Genomic DNA, 15,853 nt, shown 5'->3' with positions numbered 1-15,853 from the left:
TGTGGGGGATGTGCTGGGGGCTCAGGACTGATGGGGCTCCATGCGGTGTGTTCGGACAGACGCCGAGACCACCCGTGGGGTAGGTGGTCTCGAGGGGAGTTGGCGCTGTTTGTCCAAATTATCGACTTCGTGACGTAATGCGGCCTTTTTGACGATCTCTTGACCATTACTGGCGCGTTGGTGGGACAACTCCCAGACATGGGGGCACGACGAAGGCCCGCCCCGGATGCGGGGCGGGCCTTCGATGTGCGGCGTCGGTCGTGCGGAGCTGGGCTCAGCAGTACTTCGCGGTGCCGCCCCCGCTCCACGCGCACGTGTCGACCGTCGTGCCCGAGGCGTTCTTGAGGTATGCCGTGTCGCCCGAGTTGTTCCAGACGTACCAGGTCTTGTTGTAGTAGCGGTGCGTCGACGTCGCGGACCCGCGGCCGGTGTGGACCGTCACGGTGGCGCCCGCCTTGAGGGTGAAGGTCGGGAACCGGTAGGTGTAGCCGGTCTTGTCGCGCAGGGTCCAGCCGGTGAGGACGCGGTTGCTGCGCGTCGTGTTCTTGATGACGACGAACTCCGCGTTGAGGCTCGTGTTGCTGCCGGTGTCGGAGCCGGGCGAGTCGTACTGGACCTTGTAGATCATGATCGCCGGGAGCGCCTGGGCCGAGCTCGCGGCGGCGATGGGTGCGGCCACGGCGAAGCCGAGACCGGCGGTGGCCACGAGGGCCTTGGTGATGAACGTGCGCATGCTTCCCTGTCTGTCGTCGCGACCCCGTGGTCGCGGCACGTGCGGATGGCGCCGCCCTTCGGACGGCGCCATCACTCCCTGTCTCGACGCGCCACGCCGCCAGGCCTTGGACGTGCTGGGCGGTGTGGGCGTCGTCGACGGACGCTAGTGCGGATCAGTCTGGCGTGTGAGCGTTTTGGGGGTTTTCACGTCGGTGAGTGGGCGATCAGGGTTGGCGACGTCCCGGGTGCGACCCAGCTTCCCCCGCGCCGGCGCGAGCCACGACCCCCGCCGCGAGGACGGTGTCGGTGTCCACGTCGAGGCACAGGTAGGACGTGGACTGGGTGCCGTCGGTCGAGAAGCGGTCGGCGAGCCAGAGTGCGCGGCTGGACGTCGTCATGGTGACGTCGCCCTTGCCGGAGCGCACGAGCACCGCGTGCGTGGTCGGCCGCTCGTGGTCGGAACATCCACCGGCTCCGGGCGCGAGGTGGAGCCACTCGAGCATGCGCGCCGTCGCCCACCCCGACCGACCCGTGGCCGGCGTGGCTTCGACCGAGACGAGGAACGCGTCGACCTGGGCGAGCACGAGCGTCCCCTTGTCGGCCACGAGCGTCACGGCGGCCAGGTGCTCCTGTCCGGCAGCGAGGCCGAGGCGCGCTACCTCGACGGCATCCTCCAGGGACTGCTCTCCGAGTCCGGGACGGGCGGGTCGGCAAGGAGGTCGGCGAGCTCGGCCTTCGCCTTGGCCAGCACAGCGGTGGCCTCGGCCAGCGCAGCGGGTGGCCTCGGCCACGGCTGCGGTGGCCTCGGCCACGGCGGTGGCTGTTCCCGCCTTGGCGGTCGCGAGTCGCCCCCAGGGCGAAGGTGCTCACGGCGGCCCGCGAGGCGACCGAGCCGTTTCTGCAGCGGACTGCGACCCAAGGTCCGGAAGGTGTCGAGGGACACCGTGCACCCGGCAGTGGCGAGTGCGTCGACCACCGCGACCGCGCACGTGGAGTCCTCGCGCGTCACGGCAGACGTCGCGCCGCGGCCTTGTCCGCCACGGCCCGGGCCTTGTCCACTGCGGCTTGCTGGGCCTCGCGCCGCAGGTCAGCCGGAAGGTGCTCGAACGGATCGGGGTCGGCCACGGGAACTCCTGTCGATCGGCGACGCGGATCAGGCGGTTGCGCCACGTATCTCCGTCACTCCTCTCGACGGACGGTGATCACGACAGGTGGTCCGTGTGCCGCGCGGCGCCGCCCCGAGTCACCCGAGCGGCGCACGGGCCCGGGACGTCACGGTGATGGTGACGCTGCCGCCGAGGGACTCGAGGACCCACCCACTCATCGGCAGCGTCGCCGTCCCCTGGATCGTGACGACGGCTGTGGCGCCTTCGCTCGTGCCGGTGTCGGGGACGACGGACCACGCGGTGATCCCGGACGGCAGCGGCGTGCGCGCCAGATGGGCCGTGGCGGCGCTGGCCACGGACTCGTCGGTGATGGCGAGCTGGTCGAGGACGCCGGCCTCGTAGGCGGCGCGCTCGTCCAGCGCGTCGGCGGCGTCGAGAGCCGCCGAGTCTGCGGCGTCGAGCAGGCGCATCCGCGCCAGCTGGGCCGCAGTGACGTCGACGGCGCCGAGGACCAGGAGGGTCGCGAGCACGAGCAGGCCGAGGGCGAGCACGCCGATCTGGCCCTCGTCGCGGACTCGACGGTGACCTGTCCGAGCGCGGAGGCGACGGACGACGGCCCGGAGGCGGACGGCATACGTGCTCGTCATCGCGCCACGAACCGGTCGACGGAGGCGACGTGGACCGACGAGATGGTCACGGAGGCCGGCACGTGCGAGGCGATGAAGTCCGGCACGAGCGGGAGCCGGACCTCGATCGTCGCCGTGGAGGTCACCGTTCCGTCGGGGCGCAGGCAGGGAGAGCCGTCGCACGCCACGGACACCGCTGCGGCGTCCTCGAAGGAGAAGTCGGTGAAGGCCAGCTGGGCCGCCGCTCGGGCGCGGGCATAGCCGTCGTCGTCGGACCGCGCCGTGACGAAGGCTCGACCGGCCTCCCGCCCGGCCAGCGACGCCGAGAAGGAGGCTGCCTGGAGCCGAGCCGCGGTGAGCACGAGATAGGTGAGCGGTAGCAGGAGCAGGAGGCCGAGGAAGATGAACTCGAGGATGGCGCGCCCAGCCTCGACGTCACTCCAGCCGGCAGCCCGACCGGCGGCCCGACCGGCGGCCCGGGCGAGGACGTCCTGCGGCCGGATCATCGGGTGCCTCCGGCCACGACCTGCTCCTCGCTGAAGGCGCGACCGGACACCGTGAGCGCGCCCGCGGGTCCGATCGGACCGATGACCGGCAGCGGCGCCGTCACGCGGACCTCCACGACGCGCACCCCCGAGGCGGTGACGGAACGGGTGGCGCTCACGTCCTGGGCGAACGTCGAGCTCAACGCCGAGGTGATGAGCGCCTCGGTGCGTGCGATGCCGTCAGCGGGCTGCGCATCGGCTCGAGCGCCGTAGCGGGCGCCCTCGGACGCGGCCGAGATCAGCGCGTTGCGGACGTAGAGCGCCAGGCCGAGCTGGAAGACCCCCATCGCCACGACCAGAAGGAGGGCAGCCACCATGACGAACTCCGCTATGGCAGAACCACGCTCGCGATCAGGTGCGCTGGTCGAGCGGTGCTCCAGTCGGGCCAGGAGCGACCCGGGCGTCACGGGCCCTTGACGTCCGAGATGGCGTCGCTGAAGAGCTGCCCGAGCTGGGGGCCGGCGAGGGCCCACAGCGCGGTGACGAGCCCTGCGGTCATGATCGTGATGAGGACCCAGCCGGGGACGTCCCCGCGGTCACGAGGGCCGGCGATCCGACGCGACACGGCGGTCGTGACGGCCGCTCGGGCTCGGGCGTGTGTGGTGATGATGCGGTTCATTCTCTTCTCCCTGTGTGGGACTGCGGTGACAGGACACTCGGTGGGCCGGGTGTCAGAGCTTGAGGTGGAGGAAGCTGAGGCCGGGGTAGAGCGCGAAAAGCACGGTCACGGGCAGGGTGAGGAAGACGATGGGGACCATCATGTAGATCTCCTTCTTCCCGCCCTCCTCCATGAGGGTGCGTCGCCCGTCCTCGCGGACGTCCTGCGCCTGGGCCCGGAGCACGTCGGCGAGCGGCGTCCCACGCTCGACGGCGACGACGATGCCGTCGACGAAACGGGTCAGGCTCATCAACCCGGTGCGGTCGGCGAGACCCTGGAGTGCCGTGGGCAGGTTGGCCCCCGCCCGAGCGTCGGCCAGGCACCGACGCAGCTCGTCGGAGAGCTCTCCGCGGGACAGGCGGCAGACGCGTTCGAGCGCGCCGACGGCACCCTCTCCCGCGCTGACGGCAAGGGCGAGCAGCTCTGCGACGGTGGGGAACTCGGTGAGCATGCGGGCCTCGCGCCGGCTCGCGGCACGGCTGAGGAGGTAGTCGCGGCCGGCGATCCCGCCGAGCACCCCGACGATCACCATCGACACGAGGACCGGCACCGGAAAGCGTCGCTGCGCGACGGCGACGACGGCAGTGAAGGCGAGACCACCCAGTCCCCCGACTGCCCCGGCCATGACCTGCTCGGCGCGAAACCGTTCGACGTCCGCGGGCTGCCCCGCGCGGAGCTGTCGACGCGCCACGGACGGGGCGCCGCCGACGAGCGCGCCCACCCCGGACCCCAACCTGGCCACGTAGGGCGCGAGCAGCTCACCGAAGCCGAACGGACCACGCGACGGGGCCGGCCGGGCGAGCAACGTCGACGGGCGGGGCGTGTCGCGCAGGTAGGGCTCCAGGCGGTCGTCGAGGGTCGGGCGGCGGCTCGCCGGCAGTCCGGCGACGACGAGAGCGACGCCCGCGACGAGGCACACGCCCGCGCTCGCGCCGACCCACGACCACCCGTCGGCGACGAGCTCGCCGAGTCGACCCGCCAGCCCGTTCACCGGAGGACCCGCTCTTCCTCGGGGAGTCGCCCGATCCACACCATGGCCCGGTAGGCCACGACGCACAGCGCAGCCCCGACCGCGAGGACAGCCCAGCCCGCTGGCGATGAGTAGGCCGCGAGCGAGCTGCCGTTGAGGGCGAGCAGCCCGAGGACGACCCACGGGGCGCCGGCAGCGAGACGGGCTGCGTTGACCGTCCAGCTCTGCCGGGTCTCGAGCTCGGAGCGGGTGCGGGCATCCTCGCGCAGGAACGACGACAGGGTGCGGAGCAGCTTCCCGAGGTCGCTGCCACCCACCTCGCGGGCGATCCGGAGCGACTCGACGATGCGGTCTCCGACCGGGTCGCTGAGCCGGTCCTTGAGCCGGTCGAGACAGTCGTGGAAACGCCCTGTCGTCCGGTAGTCCTCCGCGAACGCGGCGAAGGCCGGACGCAGCTCGGCCGGACCGCGGACGGCGAGCTGCGACAGTGCCTCGGGGAGCGCCAGGCCCGCCCGCACGCCCGACGTGATGTTGTCGACGACGTCGGGCCACAGGTCGCGAAGCTTGTTGCGGCGCTTGCGCGCTCGCATTCGCACGAGCGAGAGCGGGATCGCGCCGGCCATGAGGCTGAAGCACAACGAGATCGGGACGACGCGCGTCAGGGCGAGGACCAGGACGAAGGCCACGACGAAGAGCACCACCGACCCGGCGACGACGTTACCGGGCGTGACCGACGAGTACCCGGCCTGGGTGAGGTGGTCACGCAGCTCGACCATGAAGCCGCCCCTGTCGACCTTCTCGCGGGCGGGCTCCTGAGGCCAGGACGACCAGTAGACGAAGAAGACGCCGACACCGAGCAACAGGCCGATCGCCAGCGGCGAGATCACGAGTCCGCCTGGCCGAGAAGGGCCGCCACGTCGTAACCCGCCCGCTCGAAGGCCTCCCGGTGGGGCGGGAACCCGTCGGCCCGTCGCAGGGCACCCTCGCGCGTGACGAAGAGGTCGGCGATCTCGATGACGTCCCCCTCGGCCCGTCCGGGAACGGCAACGATCTCTCGGACCCGTCGGACGCCGTCGCGCTCGAGGGCGACGTGGACGACGACGTCGACCGCCGCCGCCACCGTCGGAACGACGAAGCGGCTCGAGACGTTCTCCCCGGCGAGCAGAGGCAGCGTGCACATCTTCGTGACGGCCTCGCGGGCGCTGTTGGCGTGCACGGTGCACATGCCCGGCACGCCGCTGTTCAGGGCGATGAGCAGGTCGAGGCTCTCCTCCTGCCGCACCTCGCCGACGATGATGCGCGACGGACGCATCCGCAGCGCCTCCTTGACGAGGCGGCGCAGCGGGACCTCGCCCGTGCCCTCGAGGCTTGGTTGGCGGCACTGCATGGCGGCCACGTCGCGCTGCGGGATCTTCAGCTCGAAGACCTCCTCGCAGGTCACGATGCGCTCGCGGGGCGGGATCGCGGCGGCGAGGCAGTTGAGCAGCGTCGTCTTGCCCGCCTGGGTGCCGCCGGCCACGAGCACGTTGAGACCGCTCGCGACGGCGGCCTCGAGGAACGTCGCCGCCTGTCGGGGCATCGTGCCGAGCCGGACGAGGTCGTCGAGGTGGTCGGCCTTGACGACGAACTTGCGGATGTTGACCTGCCAGTGCGCCCTGCTGATGTCGGGGATGACGACGTGGAGCCGCGAGCCGTCGGCGAGCGTCGCGTCGACGAAGGGACTGCTGAGGTCGACGCGCCGGCCGCTGCTCTTGAGCATCCTCTCGACGAGGTCGCGCACGTCGTCGGCCGTCAAGATCGTGGGGGTCAGCTCGGCGAACCCGCCGCGGGCCACGAAGACGCGCGAGGGCTCGTTGATCCAGATCTCCTCGACGGCGGCGTCGTCGAAGTACTGCTGGAGCGGACCGTAGCCGGCGACGACGGCGAGGATCGAGTGAACCGCGAGTCGCTGGTCTCCGAGCGTCGGCAGACCCCCGTGGAGGGAGCGCTCGTCGTAGTCCTGCACGGCGTCCTCGACGAGACGGCGTACGGCCTTGGAGTCATGTGCGGGATCGAGACCCGAGCGACGGATCAGCTCACGGACCTCGCCCTCGACGTGGCGCACCGCTTCCTGTGTGGACATGCGTTCCCCTGAACCCTGTGAGTTGCTACGCCCGACATCCTGCCCGGACTGTCGCGATCTGGCGCGTCCAAGCTAGGTCAAATGCGTCCAAACGCGTGATCTTCTTCCACAGGGTCGCCGTGGGGTGGCGCGAGCGCCGGGCACCGTAGCGGGCCCCGGGATCTCGCCGCCGCCATCGTCCACACCTGTGCACGCGGCCCAGGGCGACCGGCTCGCGGGCTGTCTCATGGGGGCACACGAGAAGGAGGATCCGGTGCGCCTGACCATGACCGTCGTCGACACCCGTGGGCTGGGCGCACGTCCGCGACACGTGACGATCGAGGCCCCGGCGGGCACATGCTTCGGCGAGATCCGTCCCGAGCTCACCGACGTCGCCGGCGTCCCGGGCTGCGGCTTCCGCACCGACGGTCGGCTCGTCACCGACGACGCCCTCGTCGGGGCACCGCCCCTCCTGCGGGGTGCCCTGCTGACCATCACCCGGCCGGGTGCTCCCATCGCGGTCGCGACGGGTCGAGGCGCCGTGCAGCTGCGGCTCGCCGGTGGCGTCGGCGCGGGGCGGGTCGTGTCCCTCGGCCGGGGCGAGCACGTCATCGGGCGAGCCGCGTCCGCGGACGTACGCCTCGACGACCCGGGCGTCTCCCGCGCCCACGCGGTCGTGACCGTGACGCCTCACCACGTCAGCGTCGTCGACCACCACCCGACCAACGGGTCATCCATCGAGGGGACGTTGCTGCCGAGCGACGGCGCGCGCCTCGAGCCCGGTCAGCTGCTGACCGTGGGGTCGACGACGCTCGTCCTGGGCGGCGTGGACGTCCGCGGCGGCCACCACGATGTCGTGGACGGCGAGGTCCGGATCCACCGCCAGCCGCGCTTCCGCGACGCGGGCGTCCCTCCGGCCGTCACCTTTCCCGAGGTCCCGTCGCGCCCGGACCGCCAGCGTGTGCCGCTCCTTGCCTCGCTGGCTCCGGTGGCGCTGTCGGCCGTGCTCGCCGCCGCGCTCTCCTCCCCCGCCCTCCTCCTCTTCGCCCTCATGTCGCCGGTCCTCCTCATCGGACAGTGGTGGAGCGACCGACGCGCTGGTCGGGTGTCGTATCGCCGGCAGGTCCGTGAGCACGCCGCGCTGCTGGCCCAGGCCCGCAGCGCCCTCGCAGAGGCCGTCGCGGCCGACGCGGCCGGCCTGCGCGCGGACCATCCCGACCTCGGCCACCTCGAGGCCGTCGCCCGTCGGCGCGGGACCCGGCTGTGGGAGCGACGGCCCTCGGACGACGACCACCTGGTGCTCCGCCTCGGGACCGCGACCCAGCCGACCCGGGTCGACGTGTCCGGTCCGGCACCCGACGGCGTACCCCACGTGAACGGGCTCCCCGCCCTGCTGGATGTCGCGACCTCGGGTGTCGTCGGGGTCGCGGGCCCCCGGGCCCACACGCTCTCGCTCGTCGGCGGCCTGCTCCTGCAGGTGGCGACGTGGCACACGCCCCGCACCGTCCAGGTCCATGTCCTCGCCGACACCCATGAGCACGCGCTCGACTGGGAGTGGGCCGCACACCTCCCCCACGTCCGGGACGACGACGGCTCGCCGGCGCGCGTCACCGGCCGCGCGGCAGACGTGGCACGCCATGTCTCGGCCCTCCGCGAGCTCGTCGACAGCCGACGTGGGGCGGACGACGGTCGCTGGACAGGTTCACGACGTCCTGCTCCCGACGTCGTCGTGCTCCTCGACGGAGCCAGCGGGCTGCGGTCCCGTCCGGGGGTCGCCGACCTGCTGCGCGACGGACCCACGGCCGGGATCGTCGCCGTCTGCGTGGACACGGACGTCTCCGCGCTTCCGGCCGAGACGCGCGCCACGGTGGAGCTGGACGCCGCCGCACCGGCGGCCACGGTTCGTGCGGAGGGGCACACCCTCACAGGGGTGGTCCCGGACCTGCCGTCGGTCGGCTGGCTCGAAGGCGTCAGCCGGGCCTTGGCGCCGTACGTCGACGCCACACCGGAGTCAGGATCGGCAGCGCTACCCCGTGACGTGTCGTTCGTCGAGCTGCACCGGGGCGCGGGCGTCGACCCCACGACCGGCGACGGCCTGGCGCTGTCGTGGGCACGCAGCACCGGTCGTCCGGTCGCCCTCCTCGGGCGGTCGACCGACGGCGACCTCATGGTCGACCTGGCGACGGACGGACCGCACGTGCTCGTCGGCGGGACCACAGGGTCGGGCAAGTCGGAGCTGCTCCAGACCCTCGTGACCGGCCTCGCCGTGAGCAACCGCCCGGACGAGCTCGGCCTGCTCCTCGTGGACTACAAGGGTGGCTCGGCCTTCGGCGACTGCGCGCGGCTGCCGCACACGGTCGGCCTCGTCACGGACCTCGACGCACACCTGACGGCGCGGGCGCTCACCTCGCTCGATGCCGAGATGAAGCGCCGTGAGCGGCTGCTCGCGCGGGCGTCCGCGCGCGACCTCGACCACTACCGGCGCTCCGCTGGCGTATGCCGTGAGCTCCCTCCGCTGTCCCGCCTCATCATCGTCGTGGACGAGTTCAAGGCCCTCGCCGACGAGTTCCCGGACTTCATCGCGGGCCTCGTGCGCGTCGCGGCCCTCGGTCGGTCGCTCGGTCTCCATCTCGTGCTGGCGACCCAGCGCCCGGCAGGCATCGTCTCCGCCGACATGCGGGCCAACATCGCCCTGCGCATCGCGCTCCGGGTCCGTGACCGCGCCGACAGCGAGGACGTCGTCGACGCCGCAGACGCCGCGTCGCTCGACCCGCGAGCGCCCGGACGAGCCTGCCTGCGCTCCGGCGACCGGAGCCTGACCATGGTGCAGACCGCCTACCTCGGCGGCGCGCTGGCCGAGGGGCCCGATTCGGCGGATCGCACCCGCGTCGTCCCGCGCGACCTGCTGGCCCCGATCGCCCCTCCCGAGGACGTCTCGGACGAGGAGCCCCGCCCCAGCGAGCTCCTCGCCGTCGTCGACGCAGCACGCGACGCCGCTCGTCGCGCCGGCATCCCCTCCCAGCCCTCTCCCTGGCTGCCGCCGCTGCCGACCGAGCTGACCCCGGCCGACCTGATGGTAGATGCGGCGACATCGTCGGGGTCGACGACGCTCGACGTGCCGATGGGTCTCGTGGACGTGCCCGACGAACAGCGACGGGACACCCTCTGGTGGCGCGCAGGCGACCGCGGCCACCTCGGCATCGCCGGTGGGCCACGCTCGGGTCGCTCCACCGCGCTGGTCACCCTCACCCTCGGCCTTGCCGGGAGCACCTCACCCGACGACCTGCACGTGCACGTGCTCCAGGGCGTCGCCGGGCCGTGCGCCGCACTCGCGTCGCTCCCGCACGTCGGGACCGTGACCGACGGCGCAGACCCGACACGCACCCGACGCCTCGTCGCCCGCCTCCTCCGACTGGTCGACGGCGACGAGCCCGCGGCCGCCCGCACCGTCGTGCTCGTCGACGGCTGGGAGTCGCTCGAAGAGGCCCTGTCGAGCCTCGACCACGGCGCCGCCGTCGACGAGCTGCACCGCCTGCTCCGAGACGGCCCCCGGGCGGGGGTGAGGTTCGCCGTCACGGGTGGCCGGGCCATCCTCTCCGGCAGGCTGCCGGGCCTGCTCGACCAGCGGTTGGCCCTCCACCTGCCCGACCCGCTCGACCTCACCCTGGCCGGAGTCTCCCCGGAGCTCGCCACCACGGCGAGGACGCCCGGACGGGCGATCGACCTCCGCACCGGCCACGAGGTGCAGCTGGCCGCGACCTCACCCGGCGAGGTCGCGGAGGCCGTGGCCCGGGCCGTGGACGTCCACCGTGCCGGCTCCCGGGACCGAGGCGGCTGCGTCCCCTGGCGCATCTCGGCGCTGCCGCAGCAGGCGCGGCTGGAGGACCTGCCACCGGTCCGGGACGGCTTGTGGGTCGGTGTCGGCGGTGACGACGCCGCACCCCTCGCCCTGCCGCTCGGGGCCGGTCACCGTCGCGTCGTCGTCGCGGGACAGAACAGGTCCGGGCGCTCGACCACCTTGGTGACCATCGGCGAGCAGCTGCTCAGGCTGGGACGAAGCGCCTGCGTCGTCAGTCCCCGCCGGTCCGTCCTGTCCCTGTGGGCGGCCGGCCGCGAGTGCCCGACCCTGACACCGCACGACGCCACAGAGCTCATCGGCATGCGACGTGACGATCCAGATCTGTGCCTGCTCGTCGACGACGCCGAGCTCGTGGACGGCAGCCGGGTCGAGGCGCCGCTCGTCGAGGCTGCTCGCCTCGTCGACGACACGGAGGGCATCGTCGTGGTCGCAGCGGAGCTGACCCGCGCGAACGGCGCCTTCCGCGGACTCCTCCCCGAGGTGTCGCGCGACGGGATCGGGATCCTGCTCGGTGCGACGGCCCCGGGCGACGGCGACGTGCTGGGTGTCCGTCTCGAGATCGACAGCACGCGCCGCGCCGGTCGCGGCCACCTCGTCGTCGACGGCCGCTCGACACCGGTCCAGGTGGCCCTGCTCGACCCCCCGGCGCACCGGACGTCGGACTCACCGCCCACGACGGCCCCCGCTCTGCCACTCTCGTGACCCACACCCCAGGCCCCCAGGAGGACCCATGCCGCGCGGCGCCCGAGAGATCACCCTGCGCTTCCTCGCCGCACCCACGGACGCGGGCTACTCCGGCACGGTCGGGGGCGGACGTGTGCTCGAGTGGATCGACAAGGCCGGCTACGCCGCGGCCGCGGGGTGGAGCGGGACGTACAGCGTCACGGCATACGTCGGCAACGTGCGCTTCACCCGGCCGGTCGAGGTCGGCGACCTCGTCGAGGCCACCGCTCGCATCATCCACACCGGAACGACGAGCATGCACATCCTCGTCACCGTCTCGGCCGGCAACCCCAAGGACGGCGACCTGCGCCCGACCACCGACTGCATCATGGTCTTCGTCGCCGTCGACGAGCACGGCCGGCCCACCCCGGTCGCCCAGCTCGTCCCGGAGGACGAGCACGACCGCGAGTGGCAGGAGAGCGCGGTCACCCGGATCGGTCTGCGCAACGAGATCGCCGCCGCCATGGCCGCCCAGACCTACAGCGACGCCGGCACCGCGCCCCGCGTCGTGCTGCGCTTCCTGGCCGCCCCGACCGACGTCAACTGGGGCGGCAAGGTGCACGGCGGCATCGTCATGCGCTGGATCGACGAGGCCGCGCACGTGCTCGCCACGCAGTGGACCGGCTCGGCGTCCAACGTCGCCGTCTACGCCGGCGGGGTCCGCTTCTACCGTCCGCTCCGGATCGGCCACCTCGTGGAGGTGGAGGCGCGACTGCTCCTCACCGGCACGTCGAGCATGCACATCAGCGTCCACGTCCGCTCCGGTGACCCCTCGACCGGCGACCTCGACCTGACGACCCACTCGCTCATCGTCTTCGTGCCGCTCGACGTCGGCGGCACGGCCCTCGCCGCGCGGCCCTGGGTGCCGGTCAGCGAGGAGGACGTGGCGCTGCGCGACCACGCGCAGGCCCTCGTCGAGATGCGCAACGAGGTCGACGCCGAGCGCCACATCCCCTGACCACGCCGCTCGCTGACGGCCGGGCCACCGCCGGACCACGTCTGGCCCAGTCAGCCACCGACGGCGATGGCCTCGACCGTGCCGACGATCGCGGACGCGTCCGGGAGCGCCGCGATCTCTTCGGCCAGCGCGCCCGCCCTGGAACGGATGGCGGTGTCGCCGAGGACCCGGGTGAGGGCGCCGGCCAGCTCGGGCATCGCCTCGTGGCGACCTCCGAGGCGAAGTCCCGCCCCGACCTCCTCGATGCGCCGGGCGTTGACCTCCTGGTCGAAGGCGAAGAGCGGCACGAGCACCTGCGGCACTCCGGCGATCAGCGCGGACATCATCGTGCCGAACCCGCCGTGACCGACCACCGCCGACGCGAGTGGCATGACGTCGTCCTGCGGCCACCACCGCTCGACGTGAGCGTTGTCCGGCCACGGCCGCAGGGTCTCGGGGTCGCCCGCGTGCCCGGTCGTGAGGAACACGCGCACGGGCAGGTCGGCGAGCGCGTCGAGCGAGAGCCGGAAGACCGAGCTCAGCGCGTCGAAGCCCGCCGTCACCGACCCGAACGTCACGTAGACGAGAGGGAGGTCGGGATCGCCCCATCCGGACGGGACCTTCCCCGAGCCGGAGCGCGCCGCACCGTCGCGATAGCGGGTGACCCTCGGGACGTCTTGAACCGCACCGTCGCTCGTGCCCGGACCGTGGTCCAGAACGTCGAGACTCGGTGGGACCTGTGACAGGACGGGCGCCGACGACATCGCCGCGGCGCACGACCCGTCGTCGAGGCCGGTGACGCCGTCGAGCTCGCCGAGCGGATCGACGAGCGCCTGCCCGGCCCACTGCTGGAGGCTCCCGAGCCCGATCGCCATCTCGACGTGCGGCACACCGGACCGCACCGCGGCGGCGAGCGACCCGAACTCGCACGGCTCGCGCAGGACGACGTCCGGCGCCCACGCGTCGACGAGCTCCTGCACCCGCGGCCAGGCCGCCTGCGCGTCGAGCCGACCGAAGACGTCCCGGACCACCGTCGCGTTGGCCTCCTCCGGGGTCATCGACGGCAGTCGCGCGAAGACCGGGCCCATGACCTCCTGCGGTACGTCGTCGAACGGCACGTGCTCGAGTCCGGCCCGCGCCACGTGGTTCGCGAAGGACTCCGGGGCCGCGACCCGCACCTCGTGCCCTGCCTCGACGCACGCCCGGGCCACCGGGACCATGGGGCCGAAGTGCCCCGTTCCCGCCGTCGTCGCGAAGAGCATCCGCATGTCGACCAGAGTCCCACCCGCGGCGGCGCGCGACGAGTGGTGTCGGACGGCATACGCCGCCTGACGAAGGGGACACGCGGAGTTCACCCGATGGCCACCGAAGGAGCACCCACCCGCTCCCCCGGCGCTCCTAACGTCACAGACGGTTCCCAGCCGCGCCGACCAGAGGGGCGCGGCGGACTCACTCGCCGAAGGAGCACCCGCGTGACCCCCAAGCTTCTCCCCCTCATCGCCACGCCACGTCACGGCTCGCGCAGCCGCATGACGTGCCACTACCGCTGCAACGACGCCTGCGACGCCCCGGTCCCCAACGAGAGCGCCAACCCCGCGATGCGCGACCTCGTCGAGGGCGCTCTCGCCCGCCGGTCCGTCCTCAAGGGCGGCGCCATCGGCGCCGGCGCACTCGTCGTCGGCGGCCTCGCGACCGCCACCCCCGCCGCGGCCGCCGGCGCCAGCGCCGCATCCGGCCGAAGCCGCACCACCGCGGACGTCGGCCGCGCCGCCTTCACGCCCGTCGCGCCCAACCGGGCCGACGCCGTCACGAACGCCCCCGAGTTCACCCACAACGTCGTCATCCGCTGGGGCGACCCGGTCGAGGCCGGCGCGCCCCGCTTCGACGCGCACGCCCAGACGCCGGAGGCCCAGGCCAAGCAGTTCGGCTACAACAACGACTACGTCGGCGTGCTGCCCCTCGAGGGTCGACGCGCCCTGCTCGTCACGAACCACGAGTACACCGACGAGACCCTCATGTTCCCGACGGGCGAGTACGACGACGCCATGATCAAGAAGATCGCGATGGCGGCCCACGGCATGTCCGTCGTCACGATCGAGCGCGGACGCGCCCAAGGATCCTGGATCCGCGCCGATCACCGGCGGGCCCACCACAACCGCCGCATCACCGTGCACACCGAGTTCGCCTTCCACGGCCCGGCCGCCGGCCACAGCCTGCTCCGCACCGCAGCCGACCCGACGGGGACCCGCGTCAACGGCACCTTCGGCAACTGCGCCGGCGGCACGACGCCGTGGGGCACCGTCCTGTCCGGCGAGGAGAACTTCAACGGCTACTTCGACGCGAGCGGCGCCGTCGACCCGGCGAACGCCACGTCGTTCAAGCGCTACGGCCTCGCCACCGCAGCCGTGACGAACCGCGGCTGGTCGACCGTCGACGAGCGCTTCGACCTCAGCAAGCACCCGCACGAGGCCTACCGCTTCGGCTGGGTCGTCGAGGTCGACCCCTTCGAGCCCGACTCGACGCCGGTCAAGCAGACGATGCTCGGCCGCTTCAAGCACGAGGGCGCCAACGTCACGATCTCCGACTCCGGCCACGCCGTCGCCTACATGGGTGACGACGAGCGCGGCGACTACCTCTACAAGTTCGTCTCGGCAGAACGCTTCCGCAAGGGCGACTCGCGCGCCGCCCGCGCGCACAACAAGACCCTCCTGACCAAGGGCACCCTCTACGTCGCGAAGTTCGTCGGCGACGGCACGGGCGACGGCGAGTTCGACGGCGCGGGCACGTGGATCGCCCTCACCTCGGACACCCGGTCCCACGTCCCCGGCATGAGCGTCGCCGAGGTGCTCGTCAACACCCGGCTCGCCGCCGACACCGTCGGCCCGACGAAGATGGACCGTCCCGAGGACGTCGAGCCCAACCCCGTCAACGGCAAGATCTACGCCGCCCTGACGAACAACTCGGACCGCGGGGTGAAGTACCCGACCGACGAGACCAACCCGCTTGCCTCGAGCATGGTCCGCGCAAGCCTGGACGCACCGCTCACGAGCAAGTCGGGCAACCGCAACGGCTACGTCCTCGAGCTCACCGAGCTCGGGAACGACCACACCGCAATGACGTTCACGTGGGACCTCTTCCTCGTCTGCGGAGACCCCGCAGCGCCGGAGACGTACTTCGCGGGCTACGACAAGTCCAAGGTGAGCCCGATCAGCTGCCCCGACAACGTCGCCTTCGACGCCGTCGGCAACCTCTGGATCTCGACCGACGGCAACGTCCTCGGCTCCAACGACGGCCTCTTCCGGGTGCCGGTCTCCGGACCCGACCGCGGACGCGTCGAGCAGTTCCTCACCGTGCCGTTCGGCGCCGAGACGTGCGGCCCACTTGTCACCGAGGACCAGCGCTCGGTCTTCGTCGCCGTGCAGCACCCCGGTGAGACGGACGGCGCGACCTTCGAGACGCCGTCGAGCACCTGGCCGCACACCGACGGCTTCCCGCGCCCGAGCGTGGTCGTCTCCTACCGCCGCTGACCGAGCGGCACGACGCACGAAGGCCCGGCACCGTCAGGGGTGCCGGGCCGTCGTGCGTGACACGTCGTGACCACGAGTTGGTATGCC

Annotated in this window: 13 protein-coding genes; 3 read left to right on the top strand and 10 right to left on the bottom strand. The window is 72.5% G+C overall.

Annotated elements, in window-relative coordinates; genetic code table 11:
* Positions 1-274: 274 nt before the first annotated feature.
* The 9 genes from ASH01_RS11370 to ASH01_RS11330 all read right to left on the bottom strand — a co-directional run bounded on the left by ASH01_RS11370 (position 275) and on the right by ASH01_RS11330 (position 6,741).
* Positions 275-733 carry a lamin tail domain-containing protein gene (locus ASH01_RS11370; protein ID WP_056775772.1) on the bottom strand — a complete coding sequence of 153 codons (459 nt, stop codon included), beginning with the start codon at positions 731-733 and terminating at the stop codon, positions 275-277.
* Positions 734-938: 205 nt separating this feature from the next.
* On the bottom strand, positions 939-1,328 hold the full coding sequence (locus tag ASH01_RS11365) for a hypothetical protein (protein WP_056775770.1): 390 nt from the start codon (positions 1,326-1,328) through the stop codon (positions 939-941).
* 629 nt (positions 1,329-1,957) lie between these two features.
* Positions 1,958-2,467: a pilus assembly protein TadG-related protein gene (locus ASH01_RS11360; protein WP_056775769.1), complete on the bottom strand. Its 510-nt coding sequence runs from the start codon at positions 2,465-2,467 to the stop codon at positions 1,958-1,960.
* Positions 2,464-2,952: a hypothetical protein gene (locus ASH01_RS11355; protein ID WP_056775767.1), complete on the bottom strand. Its 489-nt coding sequence runs from the start codon at positions 2,950-2,952 to the stop codon at positions 2,464-2,466. Before ASH01_RS11355 ends, ASH01_RS11360 begins: the two co-directional genes overlap by 4 nt.
* Positions 2,949-3,323 carry a TadE/TadG family type IV pilus assembly protein gene (locus tag ASH01_RS11350; RefSeq protein ID WP_268807401.1) on the bottom strand — a complete coding sequence of 125 codons (375 nt, stop codon included), beginning with the start codon at positions 3,321-3,323 and terminating at the stop codon, positions 2,949-2,951. The genes ASH01_RS11355 and ASH01_RS11350 overlap by 4 nt, the downstream gene beginning before the upstream one ends.
* Positions 3,324-3,394: 71 nt before the next feature.
* Positions 3,395-3,610: a hypothetical protein gene (locus ASH01_RS11345; RefSeq protein ID WP_056775764.1), complete on the bottom strand. Its 216-nt coding sequence runs from the start codon at positions 3,608-3,610 to the stop codon at positions 3,395-3,397.
* 52 nt (positions 3,611-3,662) lie between these two features.
* Positions 3,663-4,640 (bottom strand): type II secretion system F family protein, encoded by a 978-nt coding sequence (locus tag ASH01_RS11340; RefSeq protein WP_056775762.1) that lies wholly within the window; start codon positions 4,638-4,640, stop codon positions 3,663-3,665.
* A complete protein-coding gene (locus ASH01_RS11335; RefSeq protein ID WP_056777590.1) occupies positions 4,637-5,503 on the bottom strand; it encodes a type II secretion system F family protein in 867 nt (288 codons plus the stop codon). The genes ASH01_RS11340 and ASH01_RS11335 overlap by 4 nt, the downstream gene beginning before the upstream one ends.
* The gene (locus ASH01_RS11330) at positions 5,503-6,741 is read right to left on the bottom strand and encodes a CpaF family protein (protein WP_056775760.1); all 1,239 of its coding nucleotides are present in this window, start codon (positions 6,739-6,741) and stop codon (positions 5,503-5,505) included. The genes ASH01_RS11335 and ASH01_RS11330 overlap by 1 nt, the downstream gene beginning before the upstream one ends.
* A 253-nt stretch (positions 6,742-6,994) precedes the next feature.
* Between ASH01_RS11330 and ASH01_RS11325 the strand changes: the two genes are divergently transcribed.
* Together ASH01_RS11325 and ASH01_RS11320 are read left to right on the top strand one after the other, a co-directional pair.
* A complete protein-coding gene (locus ASH01_RS11325; RefSeq protein ID WP_162263879.1) occupies positions 6,995-11,281 on the top strand; it encodes an FtsK/SpoIIIE domain-containing protein in 4,287 nt (1,428 codons plus the stop codon).
* A gap of 28 nt (positions 11,282-11,309) precedes the next feature.
* Positions 11,310-12,260 (top strand): acyl-CoA thioesterase, encoded by a 951-nt coding sequence (locus ASH01_RS11320; RefSeq protein WP_056775756.1) that lies wholly within the window; start codon positions 11,310-11,312, stop codon positions 12,258-12,260.
* A 50-nt stretch (positions 12,261-12,310) separates the two neighbouring features.
* On the opposite strand, the gene ASH01_RS11315 is transcribed toward ASH01_RS11320, so the two are convergent.
* Positions 12,311-13,507 carry a glycosyltransferase gene (locus ASH01_RS11315; RefSeq protein WP_156415548.1) on the bottom strand — a complete coding sequence of 399 codons (1,197 nt, stop codon included), beginning with the start codon at positions 13,505-13,507 and terminating at the stop codon, positions 12,311-12,313.
* Positions 13,508-13,711: 204 nt separating this feature from the next.
* Here ASH01_RS11315 and ASH01_RS11310 point away from each other — a divergent pair, with 204 nt between their 5' ends.
* A complete protein-coding gene (locus tag ASH01_RS11310; RefSeq protein WP_056775753.1) occupies positions 13,712-15,766 on the top strand; it encodes a PhoX family protein in 2,055 nt (684 codons plus the stop codon).
* Positions 15,767-15,853: the final 87 nt, after the last annotated feature.

Origin of the sequence: Terrabacter sp. Soil811, from assembly GCF_001429655.1 — a bacterium.
GTDB lineage: Bacteria > Actinomycetota > Actinomycetes > Actinomycetales > Dermatophilaceae > Terrabacter.
The sequence above is the reverse complement of the archived record's forward strand: the minus strand, read 5'-3'. Positions and strand labels throughout refer to the sequence as shown.